Source organism: Xanthomonas hortorum (assembly GCF_040279205.1).
In the GTDB taxonomy this organism is placed as follows: Bacteria; Pseudomonadota; Gammaproteobacteria; order Xanthomonadales; family Xanthomonadaceae; genus Xanthomonas; species Xanthomonas hortorum_F.
In genome coordinates this window covers 1-24173 of sequence record NZ_JBEOLS010000071.1, presented here as the reverse complement: position 1 = coordinate 24173, position 24173 = coordinate 1, and the positions used below count along the sequence as shown (strand labels likewise).

20 protein-coding genes, 1 other RNA gene and 1 riboswitch are annotated in these 24173 nt (G+C 65.0%); of the genes, 13 read left to right on the top strand and 8 right to left on the bottom strand.

The genetic code is table 11. The features are described from left to right. Nucleotides 1–220: 220 nt before the first annotated feature. Entirely contained in the window at nt 221–844 is a 624-nt protein-coding gene (locus ABS769_RS20015) for a hypothetical protein (RefSeq protein WP_317062888.1), read from the bottom strand. A gap of 217 nt (nt 845–1061) precedes the next feature. Continuing rightward, nucleotides 1062–1240, top strand: a riboswitch (FMN riboswitch). A 162-nt stretch (nt 1241–1402) separates the two neighbouring features. Here ABS769_RS20015 and ABS769_RS20010 point away from each other — a divergent pair. Beyond that, on the top strand, nt 1403–2005 hold the full coding sequence (locus tag ABS769_RS20010) for a riboflavin synthase (protein ID WP_115039770.1): 603 nt from the start codon (nt 1403–1405) through the stop codon (nt 2003–2005). Continuing rightward, complete coding sequence (gene ribB / locus ABS769_RS20005) at nt 2002–3141, top strand: 3,4-dihydroxy-2-butanone-4-phosphate synthase (RefSeq protein ID WP_006452211.1); 1140 nt, start codon at nt 2002–2004, stop codon at nt 3139–3141. Before ABS769_RS20010 ends, ribB begins: the two co-directional genes overlap by 4 nt. Before the next feature lie 4 nt (nt 3142–3145). Here ribB and ABS769_RS20000 read toward each other — a convergent pair. Continuing rightward, a non-coding RNA gene (locus tag ABS769_RS20000) (sX9 sRNA) lies at nt 3146–3221 on the bottom strand. A 178-nt stretch (nt 3222–3399) separates the two neighbouring features. Between ABS769_RS20000 and ribH the strand changes: the two genes are divergently transcribed. The 10 genes from ribH to ABS769_RS19950 all read left to right on the top strand — a co-directional run bounded on the left by ribH (nt 3400) and on the right by ABS769_RS19950 (nt 16526). Next, nucleotides 3400–3864 (top strand): 6,7-dimethyl-8-ribityllumazine synthase, encoded by a 465-nt coding sequence (gene ribH, locus ABS769_RS19995; RefSeq protein ID WP_006452210.1) that lies wholly within the window; start codon nt 3400–3402, stop codon nt 3862–3864. Then, complete coding sequence (nusB, locus tag ABS769_RS19990; protein ID WP_023902704.1) at nt 3861–4340, top strand: transcription antitermination factor NusB; 480 nt, start codon at nt 3861–3863, stop codon at nt 4338–4340. The genes ribH and nusB overlap by 4 nt, the downstream gene beginning before the upstream one ends. A 109-nt stretch (nt 4341–4449) precedes the next feature. Continuing rightward, nucleotides 4450–5424, top strand: coding sequence for a thiamine-phosphate kinase (gene thiL, locus ABS769_RS19985; protein WP_317062887.1), 975 nt, complete (start codon nt 4450–4452; stop codon nt 5422–5424). Between the two features lie 333 nt (nt 5425–5757). Then, nucleotides 5758–7338, top strand: a complete 1581-nt coding sequence (locus tag ABS769_RS19980) for a CocE/NonD family hydrolase (protein WP_317062886.1) — start codon at nt 5758–5760, stop codon at nt 7336–7338. Nucleotides 7339–8458: 1120 nt separating this feature from the next. After that, complete coding sequence (locus tag ABS769_RS19975; protein WP_006452907.1) at nt 8459–8551, top strand: potassium-transporting ATPase subunit F; 93 nt, start codon at nt 8459–8461, stop codon at nt 8549–8551. 15 nt (nt 8552–8566) lie between these two features. Further along, the gene (kdpA, locus tag ABS769_RS19970; protein ID WP_317062885.1) at nt 8567–10381 is read left to right on the top strand and encodes a potassium-transporting ATPase subunit KdpA; all 1815 of its coding nucleotides are present in this window, start codon (nt 8567–8569) and stop codon (nt 10379–10381) included. Nucleotides 10382–10392: 11 nt separating this feature from the next. After that, a complete protein-coding gene (kdpB, locus tag ABS769_RS19965) occupies nt 10393–12441 on the top strand; it encodes a potassium-transporting ATPase subunit KdpB (protein ID WP_317062884.1) in 2049 nt (682 codons plus the stop codon). Between the two features lie 3 nt (nt 12442–12444). Beyond that, complete coding sequence (gene kdpC / locus ABS769_RS19960) at nt 12445–13098, top strand: potassium-transporting ATPase subunit KdpC (RefSeq protein WP_317062883.1); 654 nt, start codon at nt 12445–12447, stop codon at nt 13096–13098. 61 nt (nt 13099–13159) lie between these two features. Beyond that, nucleotides 13160–15820, top strand: coding sequence for a sensor histidine kinase KdpD (locus ABS769_RS19955; protein WP_350498257.1), 2661 nt, complete (start codon nt 13160–13162; stop codon nt 15818–15820). Beyond that, nucleotides 15810–16526: a response regulator transcription factor gene (locus ABS769_RS19950; RefSeq protein WP_317062879.1), complete on the top strand. Its 717-nt coding sequence runs from the start codon at nt 15810–15812 to the stop codon at nt 16524–16526. Before ABS769_RS19955 ends, ABS769_RS19950 begins: the two co-directional genes overlap by 11 nt. 126 nt (nt 16527–16652) lie before the next feature. Here the strand turns inward: ABS769_RS19950 and ABS769_RS19945 are convergent, their stop codons facing one another. The 6 genes from ABS769_RS19945 to ABS769_RS19920 form a co-directional block, all read right to left on the bottom strand. Further along, a complete protein-coding gene (locus ABS769_RS19945; RefSeq protein ID WP_317062877.1) occupies nt 16653–18137 on the bottom strand; it encodes an XVIPCD domain-containing protein in 1485 nt (494 codons plus the stop codon). Between the two features lie 9 nt (nt 18138–18146). Then, entirely contained in the window at nt 18147–18710 is a 564-nt protein-coding gene (locus tag ABS769_RS19940; RefSeq protein WP_317062876.1) for a lysozyme inhibitor LprI family protein, read from the bottom strand. Nucleotides 18711–18813: 103 nt separating this feature from the next. Beyond that, entirely contained in the window at nt 18814–20211 is a 1398-nt protein-coding gene (locus tag ABS769_RS19935) for an FAD-binding oxidoreductase (RefSeq protein ID WP_317062875.1), read from the bottom strand. Next, entirely contained in the window at nt 20208–20747 is a 540-nt protein-coding gene (locus tag ABS769_RS19930) for a metal-dependent hydrolase (RefSeq protein WP_317062889.1), read from the bottom strand. The genes ABS769_RS19935 and ABS769_RS19930 overlap by 4 nt, the downstream gene beginning before the upstream one ends. A 16-nt stretch (nt 20748–20763) precedes the next feature. Next, complete coding sequence (locus ABS769_RS19925) at nt 20764–21132, bottom strand: YraN family protein (RefSeq protein WP_006451851.1); 369 nt, start codon at nt 21130–21132, stop codon at nt 20764–20766. Between the two features lie 4 nt (nt 21133–21136). Next, nucleotides 21137–22867, bottom strand: coding sequence for a penicillin-binding protein activator (locus ABS769_RS19920; RefSeq protein WP_317062873.1), 1731 nt, complete (start codon nt 22865–22867; stop codon nt 21137–21139). A gap of 82 nt (nt 22868–22949) precedes the next feature. Here ABS769_RS19920 and rsmI point away from each other — a divergent pair, with 82 nt between their 5' ends. Then, on the top strand, nt 22950–23771 hold the full coding sequence (gene rsmI / locus ABS769_RS19915; protein ID WP_317062872.1) for a 16S rRNA (cytidine(1402)-2'-O)-methyltransferase: 822 nt from the start codon (nt 22950–22952) through the stop codon (nt 23769–23771). Nucleotides 23772–24173 lie beyond the last annotated feature (402 nt).

The following is a 24173-nucleotide window of genomic DNA, read 5'->3' as shown; positions in this document are numbered from 1 at the left end:
ACGCATGCCTTACGCACTTCAAGCCAACTACACGCCTCATCTCGACAAGGCTGCTTGAACTTCGAAGATACTGACTGGTTGTTCAGATCTTCCCTAAAGCATCAACACCGCTGCTGCTCTAATACGCCTGACGATGGATTTCTTTGCCCGCAATGCGTTCAATTGCACACACAAAAAAGGCCCCGCATGCGGGGCCTTAAGTGCATCTGCGACGCGTCGATCAGAAGCTTGCGCGCACGCCGACCCGGTACTGGTTGGCGTCGTCGATGAACTGCGCTTCGGCAACCAGGCCCCAGGTCGGGGTGAAGTTGACCTGGCCACCCAGGGTGCCGACGAACTCGCCTTGGTCGACGTCGTTGCCGTCGATGTAGCCAGCCTTGACCCAGGCTTCGGTACGCGGCGAGGGCTTGCCACGCAGGCCCAGGTTGGCGAAGCCCAGATTGGTGGAGTCGGACGCATCGTCGATCGAGCGGCCGCGCAGGCGCAGATCGGATTCGACCTTGCTGCGCAGCACGCTGATATCGGCGATGAACTCGACGCTTTCGGTCATTTCCTGGCGGTAGCCGATACCCACGGTGGCCTGCTCCAGGGTGCCTTCGATCTCGAAGCCGCCGCCGAGGTTGTAATCCTTGGTGGCACGCTGATAGCCGGCGAGCACGTACACCGGCTCGGCAATCTTCCAGGAGCCGCGGATGTAGCCGCCATCGATGTCGTCCGAATCGTCGTTGACGTTGATTTCGGTACGGTTCCAGCCGCCTTCGACGTAGCTGTAGCTCAGGCCTTCAGCAGACGCGGCAAACGGTGCGGCGGCCAGCAGGGCAGCCAGAATCAGGGTGTGACGCATTGGGTGTTCTCTCCGAATTGATGTCCGTGTCTCCGCCCCGTTGCGGGGTGGAAAGAGCGACGTCTCCCGTCGCGGGGCGGAATTTAACAGATCCTTCACAATCCTGGCTATGGGGGATTCCCTGACATGACGCAGTGTCCTGCCGGCCTTAACCAACGCTCAGCCATCGCGCCAAGGTGCCCTGTTAGACTGCGCTGGCCGGTTCGCCGGTACTCACGAACGTCTTCAGGGCGGGGTGCGATTCCCCACCGGCGGTAGGCATGCGCAAGCGTGCGAGCCCGCGAGCGCTTGCGCACCGGAGTTACGCGAATCCACGCGAAACTCTTGAAGCGCAAGGTCAGCAGATCCGGTGCGATGCCGGGGCCGACGGTATAGTCCGGATGAAAGAAGACGGCCAACGCGCAGCCTTGCGGCTGTGCGCGCGCCTGTTTGCCTTGTGGCGTTTTTCGCTCAACTTTTGCGAGAAACGACTATGTCCATGCATTACCTGTCGCGCTGCGTCGCGACTTTCCACCGCACTGCGTTAGCTCCGTTGTCACTGCAAACGGAGGCGCGCTGATGTTTACCGGAATCATCGAAGGCGTCGGCCATCTGGCTGCGCGTCAGCCGCAAGGCGGCGATGTGCGTTTCACCTTCGCTACCGGCAATTTGCCGTTCGAAGCGGTGCAATTGGGCGAGAGCATCGCGGTCAACGGCGTGTGCCTGACCGTGATTGCGTTCGATGCCGGCAGCTTCCAGGCCGACGCCTCCACCGAAACCCTGTCGCTGACCACGCTGGGCGCGTTGCCGGAAGGCGCGCTGCTCAATCTGGAACGCGCGATGCGCCCGACCGACCGCCTCGGCGGGCATCTGGTCAGCGGGCATGTGGATGGTCTGGGTCAGGTGCAATCGGTGCATGGCGATGCGCGTGCGCAGCGCTGGCGGTTTGCCGCGCCGGCAGCCGTGTTGCGCTATGTCGCCAAGAAGGGCTCGATCTGCGTCGATGGCGTCAGCCTCACCGTCAATGAAGTGGACGAAGACGGTTTCGAAGTCGCGTTGATTCCGCATACGGTGGCCAATACCGCGTTTGCGCAGACGGCGGTCGGTGCGGCGGTGAATCTGGAAATCGATCTGGTGGCGCGCTATGTCGAACGCCTGCTCGGTACGCGGGGTGCGGCATGAACTTCGCACCCGTTCCGGAATTGATCGAAGAACTGCGCGCCGGACGCATGGTGGTGATCGTCGATGACGAGGACCGCGAGAACGAAGGCGATCTGATCATGGCCGCCGAGCTGGTCAAGCCCTCGGACATCAATTTCATGGTGACCCACGCGCGTGGGCTGGTGTGTCTGTCGCTGACCCGCGAGCGTTGCGCGCAACTCGGCCTGGCACCGATGGTGCGCAACAACACCGCGCAATTCCAGACCAACTTCACCGTCAGCATCGAGGCGGCCGAGGGCGTGACCACCGGCATCTCCGCCTACGACCGTGCACACACGGTGCGCACCGCGGTGCGTCCGGATGCCAAGCCGCAGGATCTGAGCCAGCCGGGGCATATCTTCCCGCTGATCTCGCAGCCCGGCGGCGTGCTGACCCGTGCCGGCCATACCGAAGCGGCCAGCGATCTGCCGATGCTGGCCGGGCTGGAACCGGCCGGTGTGCTGGTGGAAGTGCTCAACCCGGACGGCAGCATGGCGCGCCGCCCGCAACTGGAAGTGTTCGCGCGCGAGCACGGGCTGAAGATGGGTTCGATCGCCGATCTGATCGCCTACCGGCTGGCCAACGAGCACACCGTCGAGCGTGTGGACGAACGCGAGATCACCACCGAGTTCGGGCCGTTCAAGCTGGTGACCTACCGCGACCGCATCGCGCACGACCTGCACTTTGCGCTGGTGCGCGGCAACGCCGATCCGCACACCCCGACACTGGTGCGCGTGCAGGTGGAAAACCCGCTGGCCGATCTGCTGCATTGGCAGCGCGATGACTTCGGCGTGGCGGCCACCGATGCGCTGCGTGCGATCGCCGCCGAAGGGCAGGGCGTGATGGTGGTGCTGTCGGCCCCGCGCGACAGCGAATCGTTGTTGGCGCGGCTGCGCCAGCAACCGGAAGCGGCCACAAACGCCAAGGACGTCAGCCAGTGGCGGCGCAATGGCGCTGGCGCGCAGATCCTGGCCGAGCTAGGCCTGGGCAAGCTACGCGTGCTGGGTACGCCGCGACGTCAGGTGGGGTTGGCCGGTTTCGGGCTGGAGGTGGTGGAGTATCTGGAATGCCACGCCGGCGAAGGCGTGCGTTCGGTGCCGGCGGCCGCGCTGCCCTGAGTGTGGCTGACGGCAGGCAGTGAACTGCCGTCAGGTGGGTGCGCACGCTACGCAGGAACCGGGTTGTTCGAGCGGTTCCTGCTGTTTTCGAGCATCGACCGCGCCATCTGCCGGCTACTCCAGTCTTTGCTGCCGGCTTCCCAGATTGGGTTTGAGGCACAGGGCCGGGTCTGCTTCGGCGGGCCTGGCCTGCACGCGTCGGCCGGGCCAGGCCCCGGCAGCTGTTAAACTTCCCACCCCCTTGAGTTGCCGACCCGCATGACCCACTACGAAGGCGATCTCCGCCCCACCACCGCGCGCTTTGCGATCATCGCCAGCCGCTGGAATGCCCGCATCACCGACGCGCTGGTCACCGGCGCGCGCCAGAGCCTGGCCGGCAACGGCATTGGCGAGGACGCCATCGACGTGGTCCGCGTGCCGGGCGCCTGGGAAATTCCGATCGCTGCCAATCGTCTGGCGCAATCCGGCCAGCACGCGGCGATCATCGCGCTGGGCTGTGTGATCCGCGGCGACACCCGCCATTACGAACACGTGGCCGACCTGTGTGCCGAAGGCCTGATGAGCGTGCAGTTGCAGACCGGCGTGCCGGTGCTCAACGGCGTGCTCGCTGTCGAGCGCGTGGAAGATGCCGAGGCGCGTGCTGGCGGCAGCCATGGCAACAAGGGCGAAGAATGCGCACTTGCGGCGCTGGAATTGACCAATTTGATGGAGTTGTTGCCATGAGCAAGCCCGGTGGACATGCCCGCCACGTCCGTCGCGATGGCATCGACCCGGTGCTGCGTTCGCGCGCACGCCGACGTGCCTTGCAGGCGGTGTATGCGTGGCAGATTTCCGGCGGTTTCGCCAAGCAGGTGATCTCCCAGTTCGCGCATGAGCAGGCGCACGAAGTGGCCGATCTGGCGTATTTCGAAAGCCTGGTCGAGGGCGTGCTGACCAACCGCGCCGAGCTGGACACCGCGCTGACCCCGTATCTGGATCGCGGCGTGGAAGAGGTCGACGCGATCGAGCGCGCGGTGCTGCGGCTGGCCGCCTACGAACTGCTGTATCGGCAGGACGTGCCGTACCGCGTGGTGATCAACGAAGCGATCGAAACCGCCAAGCGCTTCGGCTCCGAGCACGGCCACACTTACGTCAACGGCGTGCTGGATCGCGCATCGGTGGAGTGGCGCAAGGTGGAGTCGGGCGCGAGCGGCGCCTGAGGCGCCGCGGGATTCGGCAGTTGGGATTCGGGATTGGCCGTCGGGCTAGCCCCGCCAATGCACGCGGTTACGAATCTCCAATGCCCAATCCCCACTCCCGGCCCTTCAAATGCCCGAATTCGATCTGATTGCGCGCTTGCGCACGCGCATCGCCGCGCGTGCCGATGTGCCGTTGGGCATTGGCGACGATGCGGCGTTGCTGCAGCCGCCGCCCGGCGAGCAACTGGCGATCACCGCCGATACGCTCAATGCGGGTGTGCATTTTCCGCACGAGACGCGCGCCGACGATCTGGGCTGGAAGACGCTGGCGGTCAATCTCTCCGATCTGGCGGCGATGGGTGCACAACCGCGCTGGTGCACCTTGTCGCTGTCGTTGCCACACGACGATGCAGATTGGGTCGACGCGTTTGCCGATGGATTCTTTGCGCTGGCCGATGCGCATGCCATCGCCTTGGTCGGTGGCGACACCACGCGCGGGCCGTTGTCGTGTGCGGTCACCGCGATCGGCAGCCTGCCGCCGGGTGCGGCGTTGCGTCGCGATGGTGCGCGTGTGGGCGACGACGTCTGGGTGACCGGCGCGCCGGGCGAGGCGGCGGCCGCGTTGTCGCTGTGGCAAGCCGGGGAATTGGATGTGACCCGTGTGGCTACAGACCCGTTGCACGAGCAGTGGCGCAGCCGCCTGTTGCGCCCGCAGCCGCGCGTGCAGGCCGGGTTGCGTTTGCGTGGGCTTGCGCATGCCTGTGTGGACATCTCCGACGGCCTGCTGGCCGATCTGGGGCATCTGTGCGAACGCAGTGGTGTGGGCGCGCAGCTGGCGCTGGCGGCATTGCCGGCGATGCCACGCAGTGCCGGGATCAGCGCGCTGCACTGCATCGGCTGGCAACTCGGCGGCGGCGACGACTACGAGCTGTGCTTCACCGCCGGCGTGCAACACCGCGACGCGGTGATGCAGGCGATGGACTTCGCCAGAGTCGCGGTCACGCGCATCGGCCAGATCGTCGCCAAGCCGGGCGTGGTGGTCCACGACGCCGACGGCAACCCGTGGCAGCCGCCGCAACGCGGATATCAGCACTTCGTGGGCTGAGCTGTTCGCGCGGGAGGCGTTGCGCGGGCGTGCTGCATCGCAGCCAAAGTCTGCGGGTCGGGATCAGCCAGACGATAAGCGCACGCTGTTTCTACTTGCGGGCCGGGCCCGTAAGTGCGGCGCGTACGCGCCACGAGTCAGGCTGCAGCACAACAAGCACGCAGCGATGCCGCCCACCCTTCTGGTCCAATTTGCCGCCTGCCCAATCCCCAATCCCGGCCCTTGAGCCATACCGTACCGTCTGGTACGTTCGCGACGTTCTCCCCCGAACCACGGATGCATGGCAGTTGCCGCTGGGCCATTCCGGCCTGGCCTTGCGTGGGAGAGAGCAGCATGAACAAGCCTTGGATCGCGAGCATCGCCGCACTGGCGTTGCTGGTGGCATCGGCGTCGGCAGTGGCGGGCGCTTTCAGCAAGACCTATGAACGGATTCCCGGCTGGGACGGCGCACCGATGGGCGCGTTGGTCTTGGTGCCGCAAGGGCAGGGCAGCGGGCCGTTTCCGCTGATCGTGATGCCGGCCAGCTGGTCGTTGCCGAATCTGGAATACCTGGGCCGCGCGACCCAGCTGGCCAGCGATGGCTACGTGGTCGTCAGCTACACCTCGCGCGGGTTCTGGGATTCGGCCGGGCAGATCGATATCGCCGGCGCCGACACGGTGGAAGACGTCAGCGCGGTGATCGACTGGGCGCTGGCGCATACGCCGGCCAATGCGAATGCGATCGGTGCGTCGGGCATCTCGTATGGCGCGGGCATCAGCCTGCTGGCGGCCGAGCGCGATCCGCGCATCAAGGCTGTGGCCGCGCTCAGCGGCTGGGCGGACCTGGAAGCGTCGCTGTATTCCAATCGCACCGTCAGCCAGCAAGGCGTTGGGCTGTTGGTCGGTGCCGGCGCGTTGACCGGGCGGCCTGGGCCGGATCTGGCGCAGATCGGCGCACGGGTTGCGGTGGGCGATTACGACGGCGCGGTGCAGGGCTTCCTGCCGCAGGCGGCCTCGCGTAGCCCGGTAAGCGATGTGGCCGCACTTAACGCGCGTGGCACGGCGGTATTGCTGGGCAATGCTTTCAACGACGGCTTGTTTCCGCCCAACCAGACCATCGCGTTCTTCAACCAGCTGCGCGGGCCCAAGCAGTTGCTGCTCAGCCAGGGCGATCACGCCACGGCAGAACTGCCGGGCGCGTTGGGCCTGCCCAACGAGGTGTATACGGCGACCACGCGTTGGTTCGATCGTCATCTCAAGCAAGTGCGTAACGGGGTGGATGCCGAGGCGCCGGTGCGGTTGTCGCCGCGTGCGGGGCAATGGTTGGAATACACAGACTGGGCGTCGGTGCAGCAGGGCAGCACGCGCTTGGGGCTATCCGCACCGGCAGGACTGCTTAGCCCCACCGGCGGTTTGATCGGCGGCACTGCCAGCGGTTGGCAGTCGCGCATCGCGACCGATGTGCCGACCTTGGCCGATTCGGGCGTGGTGCTGGTCAGTGGGTTGCTGCAAGGCATCGGTGTGCCGGTGACCACGTCGATTCCGTTGGTCAATCGCGCCGGTGCTGCGGTGTGGGTGGGCGCGCCGTCGAGCAGTGCACACCGCTTGGCTGGCAGTCCATCGTTGCGCGTGACCGTGGTGCCCAGTCAATCGAAGGTGAGCCTGTTCGCGTATCTGTACCGTATGGATGCACTGGGCGTGGCGCAATTGATCACACATGCGCCGTACTCGTTGCGCGGCGCCACACCGGGCCGTGCGGTAACGCTGGATTGGCCGCTGCAGGCGGCCGCTACGGAGATTCCGGCAGGGCAGCGTTTGGTGTTGGTGATCGACACACGCGACGTGCGTTACACCGATGCCAGCGATGGCGGTGGCACGGTGACATTTACCTCGCCGGTGGCAACGCCATCGGTGTTGAACGTGCCGCTGCGATAGCGCTGCGCTGAGCTAATGACGTGGTGAGTTGTAGGTCGCGTGCATCCGATCGGGTGCACACGCTGATCAATCGCCTGCTATCGCGTAACTGATTTTCCATCCGCTTGTGGAGAGGCGGATCTGCAGCCTGGCTGCAGGGCCGCCCACCATCGCGGGACACGCTGCAAGTACGTCCTTGTAGCTCTTACGCGGCATCCATGCCGCGTAAGGTCCTGCGATGGTGGGCGGACAAGGACCTGTCGAGATGGTCGGTGTGCATGTTTTTAAAGCAACCGACTCACTGTCTGGTGCGGTGTCCTCGCCGATTGCGGGACCGTTGGCGGCATGGATGCCGCCACCGAGCCCCCAGGGAAGGGTTCACGGCGTGTCCCGCGAGCGGTGAGGGCACCGCGCCCTCGACTCACCTGGCTTTGATTGTTGATCTGCCGCTTGGCTGCAGGGCCCTTGCCCGCCCACCATCGCGGGACACGCTGCAAGTACGTCCTTGTACTCTTACGCGGCATCCGTGCCGCGTAAGGTCCCGCGACGGTGGGCGGGCAAGGACCAGTGGAGACGGCCGGTGTGCGTGTTTTCAACAAAGCAACCGACTCACCGTCTGGTGCGGTGTCCTCACCGCTTGCGGGACCGTGTGGCGGCATGGATGCCGCCACCGAGCCCCCAGGGACGGGTCCACGGCGTGTCCCGCGAGCGGTGAGGGCACCGCGCACTCGACCGACAGGGCTTTTGCTGCAACGTCATAACGCCATGACTCATCAAGTTGGCTTTCCTGCACTGAGACTGGACGGTGTGGATGAGGCAGTGGCCGTAGCTGTCTAGAGACAATTAAATTGAAGAGTACGGATGCGTCGTTACAGACCATCGCCACGCAGCATTTATGCGGAATTTACGCCGCCGCCCTGGTAGGTCCATAGCGACTTTACGCAGGCCGGGAAGACACTGCGCAGGTTGGCGGAGCGGTTCCGCCCTGGACGATCCCGATGCATCCCTTGACCTGTCTGCTCCATCGGCGCTGCGCGCACGGTGCGGCAGCGTTTTGCCTTGTTGGCATGCACACGCTGCATGCGCCGTCGCACATCGCATCCATTGCGCCGCGTTGCGCGCGTCTCGGGGAGTAGCCGACATGCCTGCCTGGTTGTCCCTGTTGTGCGGCGTGGCCGTGCTCGTTGCCGCTGCGTACCTGTTGTACGTGGTGCTGCGGCCCGAAGACTTCTGATGCGAGTGCGCTCCGATGATTGAAACCTTCTTTGTCTACGCGCTGGCCATCGTGCTGGCGTGGCCCCTGGGTCGCTATCTGGCGGCGGTGATGCGCGGCGCACCGATGCGTGGCGATGTGCTGTTCGGCTGGATCGAACGGCCGTTGTATGCGTTGCTCGGTACCCGTCCGCAGCAAGGCATGTCGTGGCGCGGCTATGCCGTGGCGTTCTTGCTCAGCAACTTGGTTGTTGGTCTGCTGACCTGGGCGGTGTTCATGACCCAGGCGTGGCTGCCGTTCAACCCCGACGGCATTCCCAACATGCGCTGGGATACCGCGCTGCACACCATGGTGTCGTTCGTCACCAACACCAATCAGCAGCATTATTCGGGCCAGGCGCAGTTGTCGTATCTGGCACAGATGACCGGCATCGTCGGCCTGCAGGTAGTGACGCCGATGATGGGCCTGGCGTTGGCCGTGGCGACCTTGCGTGCCTTGTTCGGCGGGCGAGCTGTCGCAAGCGTGCCCAATGCCTCGCTGGCATCGAACGCGCCGGCGAGTACATCGCCACGGATGGCCGGGCCGGACGATCCGGAGATCGCAATGGCGCGCCAGGGACGGCAGCAGTCGAGTTCCGGATTGGAGGCCCTGCCCGAAGCAGACGTTGGCAACTACTGGGCCGATGTGATCCGCGCAAGCACGCGCGTCTTGTTGCCGCTGTGCCTGCTGTGGGCCGTGCTGCTTGGCTGGCAAGGTGTGCCGTCCACGCTGCAGGGCGCGGCAACTGCGACACCGTTGGATAGCAGTGCGAGCATGCCCAAGCAGACCATTCCGGTCGGCCCGGTTGCGGCGATGGTCGCGGTCAAGCAGCTCGGCACCAACGGCGGCGGCTGGTACGGCCCCAACAGTTCGGTGGCGCTGGAAAACCCCACGCCGTTGAGCAATTTTCTGGAAACGTTGGCGATCGTGTTGTTGCCGATGAGCGTGGTGTTCATGGTCGGCTATCTGACCGGGCGCAAGCGTCTCACCGCCTTGGTGTTCGGCACAATGCTGACGATGTCGGCTGCGTCCACCGCACTGTTGCTGTGGTCCGAAGCGCATTCGGCCAGCGCGAACTCGCCTGCCTTGATGGAAGGCAAGGAAGTGCGTATCGGCGCGGATGCCTCGGCGTTGTGGGCAGCGTTGACCACACAGACCTCCAACGGCTCGGTCAATGCGATGCACGACTCGCTGGCGCCATTGAGTGGCCTGGTCACGCTGGTGAACATGCTGATCAATGCGATCTGGGGCGGCATCGGCTGTGGTTTGCAGCAGTTCGTGGTGTATCTGCTGTTGAGCGTATTTCTGGCTGGGTTGATGACCGGACGCACGCCGGAGTTGTTCGGCCGCAAGATCGAATCGCGCGAAGTGCAATTGCTTGCGCTATTGATTCTGTTGCAACCGCTGGTGGTGTTGGGCTTCACCGCAGTGGCGCTGGCAGTGCCGTCGTTCACCGCAAATTCCAATCCCGGTTTCCATGGCATCAGCCAGGTGTTCTACGAGTACACCTCGGCCTTCGCCAACAACGGGTCGGGTTTCGAAGGGCTGGGCGATGCGACGTACTGGTGGAACCTGAGCTGCTCGGTGGTGTTGGTCCTGGGCCGGTATCCGGCATTGATCCTACCGTTGATGGTGGCGGCGCGCATGGCAGTGAAGCGGCGTGCGCCGGAGTCAGCCGGCAGCCTGCAGGTCGAAACCCCCACCTTTGCGTTGACCCTGATGGCGATCGTGCTGGTGCTCACCGTGCTGCAGTTCATGCCGGCACTGGTGCTGGGTCCTATCGCTGAACACCTCGCCCTGGCGGCGTCCTGAGAGTTTGAGCAATGTCTACGATCGATACGACTGAAAAACGCGAGCGCGGCGACGCAGCGTTGTTCGATGCTGCCGTGCTACTTGCGGCAATGCGTGCGGCCTTCCTCAAGTTGGCGCCGCGGCATCTGCTGCGCAGCCCGGTGATGGCGGTGGTGATGGGCGGCACGGTGCTGGCGGCAGTGATCACCGCCAGCGGGCATGGCAATGCCGGCTTCGGCTGGACGGTGACGGCGATCCTGTTTGTCACCGTGTTGTTCGGCAATTTCGCCGAGGCCATCGCCGAAGCACGTGGGCGTGGGCAGGCCGCATCGCTGCGGCGTGCGCGCAAGGATCTGGTGGCGCGTCGCGTGGAAACCGCACTCGGTGGCCGCGAGACCCGCGTGCCGGCGGCGGAGTTGCGACCGGGCGATTACGTGATGGTGTCCGAGGGCGAATTCGTCCCGGCCGATGGCGAAATCGTGCGCGGCGTAGCCACCATCAACGAAGCGGCGGTGACTGGCGAATCGGCACCGGTGTTGCGCGAGGCCGGCACCGATCGCAGTGGCGTGATCGGCGGGACACGGGTGCTCTCCGACGAGATCGTGTTCAAGGTCACCGCCGAGCCGGGCCACAGCTTTCTGGATCGCATGATCGCTTTGGTGGAAGGTGCCAATCGACAGAAGACGCCGAACGAAATCGCGCTCACCTTGTTGCTGGCGGCGATGACGCTGACCTTCCTGATCGTGGTGGCGTCGTTGCCGGCGATTGCCGGATTCGTCGGTGTCACGCTGGATCCGCTGCTGCTGATCGCATTGCTGGTGTGCCTGATTCCGACCACCATCGGCGGCCTGTTGCCGGCAATCGGCATCGCCGGCATGAACCGCGCGCTGTCGGCCAATGTGCTGGCCAAATCCGGCAAGGCGGTGGAAGTGGCCGGCGACGTGGACGTGTTGCTGCTCGACAAGACCGGCACCATCACCTACGGCGACCGTCAGGCCACCGCGTTTCATCCGCTGGCCGGCATCGACCGTGCGCAACTGCGCGATGCGGCGATGCTGGCATCGCTGGCGGACCCGACGCCGGAAGGTAAATCCATCGTCAAACTCGCGCGCCAGCAGGGTGCGGTGGCAGTCGAACCGGACGGCGCGCATTTCATTGCGTTCACTGCGCAAACGCGCATGTCCGGCGTCGATATCGCTGGGCGCAGTATTCGCAAGGGTGCCGGCGACTCGATCGTGGCCCATGTGCAGGCAATGGGCGTCACGGTCTCGCCGGAATTGAACGGGCGCATCGAAGAGGTGGCACGCGGCGGTGCCACGCCGCTGGTGGTTGCCGAAGGCCGGCATGTGCTGGGCGTGGTCGAGCTGAGCGACGTGGTCAAGCAAGGCATCAAGGAAAAGTTCGCGCAGCTGCGTGCGATGGGCATCAAGACGGTGATGATCACCGGCGACAACCCGCTCACGGCCGCCGCGATTGCCGCCGAAGCCGGCGTGGACGATTACATCGCGCAGGCGCGCCCGGAAGACAAGCTCGCGCGCATCCGCGCCGAGCAGGCCGGCGGGCGCCTGGTGGCGATGGTCGGCGACGGCACCAACGATGCACCGGCGCTTGCCCAGGCCGACGTGGGCCTGGCGATGAACTCCGGCACGCAGGCGGCCAAGGAAGCCGGCAACATGGTCGATCTGGATTCGGATCCGGCCAAATTGCTGGCGGTGGTCGAAGTGGGCAAGCAGCAGCTGATCACGCGCGGTGCGCTGACCACCTTCTCGCTGGCCAACGACGTCTCCAAGTATTTCGCGATCCTGCCGGCCCTGTTTGCTGCGGCGATTCCCTCGATGGCGGCGCTCAACGTGATGCAGTTGCCCAGCCCGCGCCACGCGGTGCTGGCGGCGCTGATCTTCAATGCGCTGATCATTCCGGCGTTGATTCCGCTGGCCTTGCGCGGCGTGCGCTTTCGTCCCTCCAGCGCCACGGCCTTGTTGCGCCGGAACATGCTGATCTACGGTGTGGGCGGCGTATTGCTGCCGTTTGCCGCAATCAAGTTGATCGACCTGGCGCTTGTCGCCGCTGTAGGAAACTGAGTCATGACGATTTCTTCAAACACCAACCTATCCACGTCGCTCCCGTTGCGCGACGACGGCGCTCTACGCGGTTCGGTGATGCTCGCGTTGTTCATCCTGCTCGGCCTGGGCTTGAGCTATTCGCTGATCGCCACCGGAATCACTGGCGCGTTGTTTCCTGCGCAGGCGCACGGCTCGTTGCTGCGTGTGGACGCGCGCGTCGTCGGCTCGGCGCTGGTCGCCCAGCCGTTCGCCGATGCGCGTTATTTCCAGCCACGCCCCTCGGCCGCCAAGTACGACCCGACTGCGGCGGCCGGCAGCAACCAGGCGCGTTCCAATCCCGACCTGCAAGCACGCATCGCGGCAACGCGTGCAGAAGTTGCTGCACGCGACGGTATCGCGCCCGGGGCAGTCCCCAGCGAGTTGCTCACCCAATCCGGCAGCGGCCTGGATCCTCACCTGAGCCCTGCCGCCGTGCAGGTACAACTGCGCCGCGTCGCCACCGCGCGCGGTTGGCCGGAACAACGCGTCGCCGCCCTGGTGCAAGCCGCCACCGAACACCCGCAGTTCGGTCTGCTTGGGCAGCCGCGAGTGAATGTTCTGGCGCTGAATCTGGCGCTTGATGCGGCTGGGAATCGGAAGTCGGGAATCGAGAATGGGTCAAAGCAACAGCGCTAGAGCCATCCGGTCGCGGTAGGCTCCACGAATCCCCAATCCCGACTCTCCAATCCCGGCCCCAATGCCCGACGCCCGTACCCAACAAGCCGACGCACTCATCGGCGAACTGCAGCACGAACATGGCGGGCGCCTGACCGTCTTTCTGGGCGCGGCGCCCGGCGTCGGCAAGACTTACGCCATGCTGTCGCGCGCACGCGAGCGCTTGCGGCAGGGCATGGACGTGGTGGCCGGTGTGATCGAAACCCACGGCCGCAGCGAAACTGCTGCGCTGCTGGAGGGCCTGCCGCTGCTACCGCGCGCTCGCGTCAGTTACCAGGGCCGCGTGCTGGAGGAATTCGATCTGGACGCGCTGCTGGCGCGCAAGCCAAAGCTTGCCCTGATCGACGAACTGGCGCATCGCAATGTGCCGGGCAGCCGGCACGAGCGGCGCTGGCAGGACATTGTCGAACTGCTCGATGCCGGCATCGATGTCTACACCACGGTCAACATCCAGCATCTGGAAAGCCTCAACGACATCGTGCTGCGCATCACCGGCGTGCGCGTGTCCGAAACGGTGCCCGATGCGGTGTTCGACCGCCTGCGCGACATCGTGCTGGTGGATCTGCCTCCGCGCGAACTAATCGAACGGCTGCAGCAGGGCAAGGTGTATCTGCCCGAGCAGGCCACGCAGGCCTTGCAGGCATTTTTTTCGCCATCCAACCTAACTGCCTTGCGCGAGTTGGCAATGCAGACTGCCGCCGACCGTGTCGACAGCGATCTGCGCGACACCCAGGCCGCGCGCGGATTGCCCGGCACCGCTGCCTTGCGTCGCCGCGTGGTGGTGGCCATCGACGGGCGTGGCAGCTCGGATTATCTGGTGCGGGTGGCGCGGCGATTGTCGGAGCGCCGCGATGCGCCGTGGACGGTGGTCACCGTGCAGACGCGCACCGTGGCCGATGCCGCGTGGCAGCTGGAGATCGACCGCGCGTTCGCACTGACACGCCGCCTGGGGGGCGATACCGCGCTGCTGCACGGCGCCAACGTCGCCGAGGCGTTGCTGGATTTCGCCGCGCAAAACGGCGTGTCCACGCTGGTGTTGGGGCGCACGCGCGAACGCCCGCTGGCGCGCATGTTCAACCGCACGCTGACCCAGCAACTGCTGCAGCGTGGCGCGCATTACGAACTGGTGATCGTCAGCTCCGCCGATGCGCGCGCACGTGCGCGCCAGCGTTGGCGCAATCCGCGCCAGTGGCTGCAGCGTTACGACCTGGCGTTTGCGGCGATCGCGGCCGCTGCAGCCGTTGCAGTGGCCTGGGTGATTCAGCGCTGGACCGATATCGACGATCTGTCGATGGTGTTCATCGTCGCCGTGGTGCTGGTGGCCTCGCGCACGCGCATGGCCGCTGCGGTGGTCGCCGCGCTGCTGAGTTTTGTCGCCTACAACTTCTTCTTCATCGAACCGCGTTTTACGCTGCATATCAGCGCGCGCCAGGGCGTGGTGACGGTGTGCCTGTTCCTGATCGCTGCACTGGTTGCCGGCCGCCTGGCCTCGCGTCTGCGCAGCCAGGTGCTGGCCTTGCGCGCCGCCAACACGCATGCCAATGCACTGCAGACGCTGGCGCGCGAACTCAGCACCGCCGCCGATCTGGGGCAGGTATTGGAAGCCGGACGCCGCGCGTTGGCGACAGCGCTCGATGCAGAAACCTGGCTGCGTCTGGAGCAACGCGAAAGCGATGCACCGGCCAGCTTCGGCGTACTCGATCGCAGCGCAGCGGACTGGACCCAGCGCCACGGTCAGCCGGCCGGCCGCTTCACCGATACGTTGGCCGGCGCGCAGTGGTGGTGCCTGCCGGTGCGGCACGAATGCGGCAGCCTGGGTGTGGCCGCGCTGCGCTTCCGGCAGAACGTACAGCGGCCCGGCCTGGAGCAACGCCGGTTGGCCGAGGCGATGGTGGAAGACATCGGTCAGGCAGCGTTGCGTACGCGTCTGGTCGCCGATCTGGAAGGCGCGCGCGTCAGTGGCGAAACCGAGCGATTACGTTCGGCATTGCTATCGTCTGTCTCGCACGATCTGCGCTCGCCGCTGGCCTCGATGATCGGCTCGGCCAGCAGCCTTGCCAGCTACGGCGATGCGATGGACGCGCAGGACCGCCACAGCCTGCTCGACACCATCCAGCTCGAAGGCGAGCGGCTGGATCGCTACATCCAGAATCTGCTCGATATGACCCGGCTCGGCCACACCGGGCTGACCTTGAATCGCGACTGGATCGGCGTGGACGAGTTGATCGGCTCGGCCACACGCCGGCTGCAGCGTTATCAGCCGGCGGTGCGCCTGCAACTGGATCTGGCCGCCGACCTGCCGGCGATCTGGGTGCACCCGGCACTGGTGGAACAGGCCATCTTCAACGTGCTGGAGAATGCGGCGAAATTTTCGCCGCCCGGCGTGGCCGTCACCGTGCAGGCGCGGCTGCAGGCCGGCGCCTTGCAGATCGATATCGGCGACCAGGGGCCGGGCATTCCCGAAGACGAGCGCGCCCGCATTTTCGACATGTTCTACAGCGTCGAGCGTGGCGACCGCGGTCGCAATGGCACCGGGCTGGGCCTTGCCATCTGCCAGGGCATGATCGGCGCGCATGGCGGCAGCGTGGAGGCGCTGGCCGGTGCAGATGGTCACGGCACCACGATCCGCATTACGCTGCCGTTGCTCGTTCCCGCCGCGCCACCTCGCCCCGATGCCGACTGACCCCACTGCCATCCCGCCTGCCCGCGTGCTGATCGTCGACGACGAGCCGCAGATCCGCCGTTTTCTCGACATCAGCCTGCGCGCGCAGGGCTACCGCGTGCTGCAGGCCGGCACCGCCGAAGAAGGCCTGGCCGTGCTGGCCGGGCAGGGCGCTGAACTGGTGGTGCTGGACATCGGCCTGCCCGACCGGGACGGCCACGAAGTGCTGCGCGAGATTCGCCAGTGGTCCAACGTGCCGGTGATCATGCTCACCGTGCGCGCCGGCGAAACCGAAAAGGTGGCCGCGCTCGATGCCGGCGCCAACGACTACGTCACCAAGCCGTTCGGCGTGCAGGAACTGATGGCGCGCATCCGCGCGCTGCTACGCCAGGCCGGCGCCGGCAGCACGGTGGAAGAAAGCGTGTTCGACGACGGCCGCCTGCATATCCATCTGGGCCTGCGCGAGGTCACGCTGGCGGGCGAAGCGGTACCGTTGAGTCGCAAGGAATACGCCTTGCTCGCGCTATTGCTCAAGCACGCCGGCCGCGTGGTCACGCAGCCGCAACTGCTACGCGAAGTGTGGGGTCCCACCCACGAAGAAGACACCCATTACCTACGCATCCTGGTCGGCAAGCTGCGCCAGAAACTGCACGACGATGCCGCCGACCCGCATTACATCGTGACCGAGCCGGGTGTGGGTTTGCGCTTTATCGGTGTGACGCGTTGAGCGTGCTGCAATGTGGCGCCCGCCAAATTTAAGAAGCGGCATCCAAATCGCGCATAAAACTTCGATTTTTGAAATGCGATTGGAATGACGTGGCAGCTAGGGTTGCCTGAAAAATTATGCGGACATCTATCCTATAACTGGCCCTGGGCGCTCCTGTTCTTGTGCCTGTTCACGTTGCATGCTCTGCTGCTTGCTTAACTGCTCCCGATGAATATCCAGACCATGCTGGATGGATACTTCGACTGGTGTATTGATCGCAACCTCTGTTGGCACATGAGCTCGCATACTCGCAGGGTTGCTTGGCTCTCCCTGTACCGCAAAAAGATATTGACCCGCCTGCCTAGATGGGGTGGCCGTACTAAGTATTACGTGGTCCACACGCGTGAGACCATTTGCCATTGCTTCAGTAGCCAGACATGCGGCTGCTCGATCGCTCCGATCATCTGGTAACCGCCCCATCGAGCGGTCTAGCGCATGAACATGTTCCACGCACTGTCCAAATATTTGTGGGAGAGCTGGTGAGTCAATGGCAAATGGTGCAGGCGGTCCAAAGGGGTGTGCGCCCTGGTGATAATGAGGGTCGGTAGGTTCAAGTGCAGAAGACCACGCTCTGCCCTCCCAAGTATGGATCTCCCCTGAAGGATTGGTGACAGACAAGCTACCTTCGCGGTCAACTCGCACCTGAGAAATTTCTTCTCTAGCCAGTTCATTTCTACCTGTAATTGTCAGGATGGGACCAGACGTTCTTTCATCCATCCGGTCGAGGATGCGGGAGCCATTCACCGGATCTCGTAACATCGCGTCAAACAACTGCAAGCTAGGCTCATTGTTGAACCCTTGGGCCAAGGCCGGGTTGTCGGCTTCCCTGACCTTAGATTGCCATTCCTCGCTACCTTGTCCTTGTCCGAGTTCCAATGCGTTGACGAGGCCAACCCCCCGAAGCGTCGCATCGCGCCCGGACACGATCGCTGCCCTGGCAGCGGGATTTAACCCATTAATGCCTTGATTCCCGATCCATTCGCGCACCGCATCCGCAGTCATGCCATCCGATTGCTGGAGGCTTTCGACAAGCAATGCTCCACGGGCTTGGTTTTGGTTGTAAAGTTTGCTGGTCACGGCAACAATTGCGGCAGCGCTCTCGGGATGATCCCTATTGAGATTCTGCAGCCAAATTATCTGCGAAAGGGGCTGGCCAACAGCTTCCCATTTTCGGTCCACCTGCTGATCGTTCAGGCCTTGAACGAATGTCCGGCCGTCGTCTGACCTGAGGAACTCGTTGAGTCGATCCTGCTCTGCGGTCGAAAGGTCATTACCTACTTGTCCAGGGGTCTGCAGGCGCTGCAGAAGGTTCGTTTGCTCTACGTGGTTGAACTGCTGTTGAGGCGGGGCCCACTCTGCATAGTGGCGAAGCATCTCCTCGGCGGCAGCTCCCCGCCCAGGCTGACCGAAGTCCCACTGCATAATGCCTACAGACCAGCCTGAATTTCCGGTGCTGTGTTGCAAGGCGTACGCGGCGCCAAGATTCACTTCGCTGGCACGGCCCACAGCGTTGTATGCAAGCACTTCGAAGCTTTGACGACTTAACGCGTCGTAGCGGTATCCTTGTGTCATCTTCGTCCCCTAAGGAATGGCTTTTATCAACTGTTCCAGTTGTTCGATACGTAGCCGAGTGGCGTTTATGCTGCAGTCTGCAGTCAGGGCATCTTGTTCATTGCGAGACATGCCCTGCACCAATGGCTCGGCCTGGCAATAGGCATCTCGATAAGTGCGCCAGGCTTTAGACGCAGCATTGAAATTCTTTTCCAGATCATCCAGATAAGCGGGATCGTCAGTGGCATAGCTGGCGTAGCGCACGCGCGCCTTGTCGAGGATTTCCCTTTCGATTCTTGTCAATTTTTCGTTGATCGAACGAGTTTCACGTAACGAGATGCACGTTGCGCCCAGTAGCTTGCAGTCAGCTTCCGGCAAGGCCAACAGGCATGCTTGTCGATCTTTGGTTGCAGCAATGCGGGAGCAGTCCGAACTGGCTCTTGTTGATGAAGTGCTTGGCTGGCCTGAAGCGACAGCGCCAGCCTCCGGCGACGAACAGCCTGCCAACGACAGCAATGCAGATGTTGCTATCCATCGCGCGGCCGTTCCCAGTCTGAAAGCGGCTCTATCGGTTTTTTTTCTGGTGGCGATCATAGGCATTCTCTAGTGCAATCGCTTGGCAGCCAAGCTAGCCAGAGAAACCGCTTTGAATCAAGCGACGATCGCCCGACGCCAGCACGGCCAGGGCTATAGACAGCTACGAAGAACTTTCTAGAGAAGGCAGCACTTTCCCCGGATTCAAAATCCCATCCGGATCCAGCGCGGCCTTGATCGCGCGCATTGCTGCCAGCGTCGGTGCACTGAAAGCCTGTGTCATGAAATCGCGCTTGGCCACGCCGATGCCGTGTTCGCCGGAGAGCGTGCCTTCCAGCGCCAGTACCAATGCGAACAGGCGCGGCAATGCGGCGTGTGCGCGTGCGTCTTCATCGGCATCGGCCGGGTCGTACATGATGTTGACGTGCAGGTTGCCGTTGCCCGCATGGCCGAAGGCGACGATGGGCAATGCGAATTCCGCAGCGAGTGCTTCCACACCGGCCACCAGTTCGGGAATGCGCGACACCGGCACCACCACGTCCTCGTTGATCTTGCCCGGCTTGATCGTGCGCAATGCCGGCGACAGCGCGCGCCGCGCGGCCCACAACTTGTCGCGCGCGCTGCCATCGGCGGCCACGTCCAGGCTCAACACACCCTCGCCGTTGGCGGCGTCGTGCAACGCCTGCAATGCATAAGGCAAGGTGTCGTGATCGCCATCGGCTTCGATCAGCAACATCGCACCGGCCTCGGGCACATCGCTGCCGTTGCGGCGCAGCAGTGCGATTGCGCTGGCATCCATGAATTCCAGCATCGTCGGCGTGGTCGGTTGCGCCATGATGCGCGACACCGCGGCTGCAGCGGTGGCCGCATCGCGATACAGCGCGCGCAGACCGGCTTGTGCGATTGCGCGCGGGGTCAGCTTCAACGTCGCTTCGACGATGATGGCCAAGGTGCCTTCGCTGCCGACCAGCAAATGCGTGAGGTCGTAGCCGGTGGAATTCTTGGTATACGCACCGCCGCAGCGGATCACCTCGCCGGTGCCGGTCACTGCGACCAGGCCGAGCACGTTGTCGCGGGTGGCGCCGTATTTCACTGCGCGCGGGCCGCCGGCATTGGTGGCGAGATTACCGCCGACACTGCAGATGTCCGCGCTGGACGGATCCGGTGGCCAGAACAAGCCGTGCGGCTGCAATGCCTGTTGCAAGTCGCCATTGAGCAGGCCCGGTTGCACGATGGCGCAGCGATCCGCCGGACGCAGCGCAAGGATGCGGTTCATGCGCGCCATCGACACCACCACGCCGCCGGAAAACGGCACTGCGGCACCGGTGGTGCCGGTGCCCGCGCCACGCGCCACGATCGGCACGCCATGCGCGCGGCAGGCCTGCACGATGGCGACCACCTCATCGGTATCGCGCGGCAAGGCGACGGCGGCGGGCAATGCCCAGCGGCGCGAATCGTCTTCGCCATAACGCCGCCGCGCATCGTCGCCGGTCAACCAGCCATCGGGTCCAAGTCGTGTGGCCAGCAGTTCGGTCAGCGCGGTGGGAAGCACATCGGTCATGACGGGTGATCCTGTGGTGTCGCGCGCTGGATGCATTTCCATCCCAGCACTGCGACGGTGAGCGGCAACCAGACCCAGCGTAGCTCGGAGAGCAGGACGCTGAGGCCGCGCGCATTGAAGAAACCGTTGGCGAATGGCGACACGCGAATCGGCCGCCACGGCGCGAACCAGCGCGCATCACTCCACGGCCAGGTCAATGCAACGCCAAGTCCGCCGGACGTCATCGCATCCAGCACAGGATGCGATGCGGTGCAGACAAACAAGAACGCTGCGGCCTGCAGCGCATCCGCACGCAACACGCGATGCGCAATGCCACCGAGTAATGCAATCAACGCGGCGAACACCAACGAGTGGCTGGCACCACGGTGACCGAACGCATCGGCATAGGGAATGTGCAGCGCAAACGCCAGCACATCGGCATCCGGCAACATCGCCGCCACGATGCCGGCACCGAGCAAACGTGGCGAGAGGCGGCCGCGTTCGCTGGCGCACCAGAGCGCCAGCGGCACCGCGGCGTGGGTGAGGATGGTGGGCATCGCGCGTGGGTCGTTGTCAGCAATCGTCGGCGCGGAAGGCGTCACGGATCCAGTTCAGCACCGGCGGCTCGCCGCTGGCTTCGACCACATCGAAGCGGCAAGGCAAGCTTGCCAGTGCCGGGTGATAGGCAAGGAACACTTGCGCGGCCAGCACCAGTTTGCGGCGCTTGCGCCGGTCCACCGATGCAGCGCCGCCGCCGAAGCGGTTGTCGCGCCGATAACGCACTTCCACGAACACCAGCGCTTGCCCGTCGCGCATCACCAGATCCAGCTCGCCGCCGCGGTAGTTGGCATTGGCCACGACCAGCCGCAGGCCGGCCTGCTCCAGCAGCGCGCGTGCCAACGCTTCCACCGCCGCACCACGTTGCTGACGTGCTGCCGGCATGGCGTCAGCGGCCGTCGGCGATCGGCACCGGGCGGCCACCGTTGAAGGTGGACCACGCCGGTGTACGCAACACGTTGCCGAAGCCATCCAGATGCAAGGTGCCGGTGGCGCCGCGCAGGCCGCCGTCGGCGCCGGTGGCCAGCTTTTCCAGATACGCGCTGATCTTCCAGGCGTCGTAGCCGAATGCGAACAGGCGTGCGCCCGGTCCGCGTGCGCTGGGTAGCGTGCTGGCGACTTGGGTGGAGGCCGGCAGGCCGGACACGCCCAGGGCGGTCCAGGTTTCGCTCGGGTAGATGATGCCGTCCAGCGCCAAATCGTCTTCGACCTTGCCGGTGCCGGCCACCAACTGCGAGGTGCCCACACGCGATTTGCCGGCGAATCCGCTCAATGCCAACTGGGGCGCCAGCGCCCGCGCCGTATTGCCGCGCACTGCCAGAAATACCGCATCGGCAGTGCCGTAATTGCGTAGCTGCGCGCCGATATCGCCCGGCACTTCGGCCACGCTGATGCTGCCGGCGACGGTGCCGCCACGTTCGGTGAAGCGGTCGCGGAAGGCCTTGATGGTGCGCTTGCCGTTGTCGTCGCTGGTGCCGACGATCAGCACGTTGCGGCGCTCGCGCGAAAGCAGGTATTCGGCCGCCATGATGCCGTCGTCTTCCGGCGCCAGCGAGAAGCCGGCGCTGCCGCTGGGCGGTGCCTTGTTGTCGGTTGGGCGGTTGAGTGCCAGCACCGGCACCGCCAGTTGGCCGCGTGCAAACACCGCGCTGACTTCGTCGCGACCCAACGGGCCGACCACGTAGTCCACACCGGCGCTCACGGCCTTGTCGTAGGCGGCATTGGCACCGGCGGCGGTGCCGGCGGTATCGAAGAAGCGTAGTTCCGGGCGGCGGCGGGTTTCGGCGTAGTAGCCTGCCAGCAGACCGTCGCGCACCGGCGCCGAGGCGGTCGCTAGATTGCCGCTGAGCGGCAGCAGCACGCCCAGCTTGATCGGCGGACGGTAGCCATCGCGCTCAGCCGGCGGGCGCTTGCTGGTGTCGAAGCCCCATTGCGCATCGCGCTCGAACGCACGCGGCAGCGCCAAGCCGCGGCTGATCATGGCGCGGCCGGCGAAGTTGTACAGCGGGTCGCCGGCCGGTAGTGCGGCGGTGCGGCCTTTGAGCGTGGCGTCGTCGAGCGCGGCGAGCAGACGCACGATTGCGCGCTGGTTTTCGCTGCGCGGAGTGCCGGTCAGGCTGGCATCGGCGCGTGCACGGTCGGCGGCGGCACCGAACAGGTCGCCGGTGCCTTCCAATGCGGCGGCGCGTGCCAGCAGCCAGCGGGTCTGCGACGGCTGCGGCAGGCCTTGCGGGCTGTCGCCCAGCGCCTGCAGCGCCTGCGCGGCCTGCTTGTCGATCACTGCCAGCTCGCCGGTCAACAGCGCGAAGCGGGCGCGGTCTTCGCCAGTGAGATGGCGTGGGGTCACCTGCGCCAGCAACGTGCGCGCACGTGCGTCATCGCCGGCGTCGTGCCAGCCGAACGCCGAGGCGGCCAGCAAGCGGCTGCGCTGCGCACCGCTGGCGCTGGCCGCCTCGGCTTCCAACTGCTGCGCGGCTTCGCGCGGCTTGCCCTGGTCCAGCAACGCCAGCGCCGCACTCTGCGTGGGCGAAGCGGTCTGGGTGACGCTGCTGGTGGCGCAACCGGCGGCCAGCATGACCATCAGCGACAGGGCGGAGATCCTTGCAACACGCTTGTTCATTTCAGATCCATTGGACGGGGCCCGCCGGGGCGGACCGTTAAAAACGCTACGATTCTACCCTTTGCCCCCGGAAATACCGCTGATGACGTCCCCCGGAACCCTGCATGTGGTCGCCACGCCGATCGGCAACCTGGCCGACCTGTCGCCGCGTGCGCAGGAGGTGCTGCGTGGCGTGGCCGCGATCTGCGCCGAAGACACCCGCCACACCCGCCAGTTGCTCGGCCATTTCGGCATCGACCGTCCACTGCTGGCCCTGCACGACCACAACGAAGAAGCCATGTCCGAGCGCATCGTCGCGCGCCTGCGCGAAGGCGAGTCGCTGGCCATCGTCAGCGACGCCGGCACCCCGCTGGTCAGCGACCCCGGCTTCAAGCTGGTGCGTGCCGCGCGCGCGGCCGGGATTCGGGTCAGCCCGGTGCCGGGTGCCTGCGCCGCCATCGCCGCGCTCAGCGTGGCCGGCCTGCCCAGCGACCGTTTCGGCTTCGAGGGCTTTTTGCCGGCCAAGAGCGCTGCCCGCCGCGAGCGCCTGGCGCACCTGGCCGGGGAAACCCGCACCCTGGTGTTCTACGAATCCTCGCACCGCATCGTCGACTCGCTGGCCGACCTGCGCGGCGCCTTCGGCGACGACCGCCCGGCGGTGATCGCCCGCGAGCTGACCAAGCTGTTCGAAACCGTGCTCGACGGGACCCTGGCCGAGCTACAGGCCAAGGTCGAAGCCGACGACAACCAACGCAAGGGCGAGTTCGTGGTGATGGTGCAGGGCGCCGCAGACGCCGCCGAAGGCCAACTCGCCGAAGGCCGCCGCGTCTACGCCAAGCTTGCCGAGCACCTGTCGCCGTCCACCGCCGCCAAGCTGGCCGCCGAGCTGACCGGTGCGCCGCGCAAGGCGTTGTATGGCGGGTAGTGCATCAGAGCGGCCAACCAAACCTCTCGAACGCGATAGCGCTGATGGCAACGTGTTGGCCACTCGGCTTGGTGGACGAATGGAGTGATCTCGGGGATGGCAGCGACATTGATCGGATCGAAGGAAGCTGATCAATGTCGCTGCGCTGCATGCACTGCGCGCAACCATGCACACCGACCATCTTGATTTGGTCCTTGCCCGCCCACCGTCGCGGGACCTTACGCGGCATGGATGCCGCGTAAGAGCCTTATCTGTTCGCAATCTGGCAGTTTAGGTGTCGAGAGCCGGCGTGGGCCACCGTGAGAGCCTGGATCTCAGCGATCGCCGTGTAGCTTGGTACCCACGCCGGATTCTCCCTTGATTCGCCCGAACAGTTGCCCGAGGTGACACTCGAAACGATAA

What these genes read in the sequence shown, in the direction of transcription:
- rsmI (WP_317062872.1), top strand. Translation starts at nt 22,950, where the DNA reads ATGACGTCCCCCGGAACCCTGCATGTGGTCGCCACGCCGATCGGCAAC.
- thiL (WP_317062887.1), top strand. Translation starts at nt 4,450, where the DNA reads ATGCCCGAATTCGATCTGATTGCGCGCTTGCGCACGCGCATCGCCGCG.
- kdpA (WP_317062885.1), top strand. Translation starts at nt 8,567, where the DNA reads ATGATTGAAACCTTCTTTGTCTACGCGCTGGCCATCGTGCTGGCGTGG.
- kdpB (WP_317062884.1), top strand. Translation starts at nt 10,393, where the DNA reads ATGTCTACGATCGATACGACTGAAAAACGCGAGCGCGGCGACGCAGCG.
- ribH (WP_006452210.1), top strand. Translation starts at nt 3,400, where the DNA reads ATGACCCACTACGAAGGCGATCTCCGCCCCACCACCGCGCGCTTTGCG.
- ABS769_RS19930 (WP_317062889.1), bottom strand. Translation starts at nt 20,747, where the DNA reads ATGCCCACCATCCTCACCCACGCCGCGGTGCCGCTGGCGCTCTGGTGC.
- ABS769_RS20015 (WP_317062888.1), bottom strand. Translation starts at nt 844, where the DNA reads ATGCGTCACACCCTGATTCTGGCTGCCCTGCTGGCCGCCGCACCGTTT.
- kdpC (WP_317062883.1), top strand. Translation starts at nt 12,445, where the DNA reads ATGACGATTTCTTCAAACACCAACCTATCCACGTCGCTCCCGTTGCGC.
- ABS769_RS20010 (WP_115039770.1), top strand. Translation starts at nt 1,403, where the DNA reads ATGTTTACCGGAATCATCGAAGGCGTCGGCCATCTGGCTGCGCGTCAG.
- ABS769_RS19980 (WP_317062886.1), top strand. Translation starts at nt 5,758, where the DNA reads ATGAACAAGCCTTGGATCGCGAGCATCGCCGCACTGGCGTTGCTGGTG.
- ribB (WP_006452211.1), top strand. Translation starts at nt 2,002, where the DNA reads ATGAACTTCGCACCCGTTCCGGAATTGATCGAAGAACTGCGCGCCGGA.
- nusB (WP_023902704.1), top strand. Translation starts at nt 3,861, where the DNA reads ATGAGCAAGCCCGGTGGACATGCCCGCCACGTCCGTCGCGATGGCATC.
- ABS769_RS19920 (WP_317062873.1), bottom strand. Translation starts at nt 22,867, where the DNA reads ATGAACAAGCGTGTTGCAAGGATCTCCGCCCTGTCGCTGATGGTCATG.
- ABS769_RS19925 (WP_006451851.1), bottom strand. Translation starts at nt 21,132, where the DNA reads ATGCCGGCAGCACGTCAGCAACGTGGTGCGGCGGTGGAAGCGTTGGCA.
- ABS769_RS19975 (WP_006452907.1), top strand. Translation starts at nt 8,459, where the DNA reads ATGCCTGCCTGGTTGTCCCTGTTGTGCGGCGTGGCCGTGCTCGTTGCC.
- ABS769_RS19950 (WP_317062879.1), top strand. Translation starts at nt 15,810, where the DNA reads ATGCCGACTGACCCCACTGCCATCCCGCCTGCCCGCGTGCTGATCGTC.
- ABS769_RS19940 (WP_317062876.1), bottom strand. Translation starts at nt 18,710, where the DNA reads ATGATCGCCACCAGAAAAAAAACCGATAGAGCCGCTTTCAGACTGGGA.
- ABS769_RS19955 (WP_350498257.1), top strand. Translation starts at nt 13,160, where the DNA reads ATGCCCGACGCCCGTACCCAACAAGCCGACGCACTCATCGGCGAACTG.
- ABS769_RS19935 (WP_317062875.1), bottom strand. Translation starts at nt 20,211, where the DNA reads ATGACCGATGTGCTTCCCACCGCGCTGACCGAACTGCTGGCCACACGA.
- ABS769_RS19945 (WP_317062877.1), bottom strand. Translation starts at nt 18,137, where the DNA reads ATGACACAAGGATACCGCTACGACGCGTTAAGTCGTCAAAGCTTCGAA.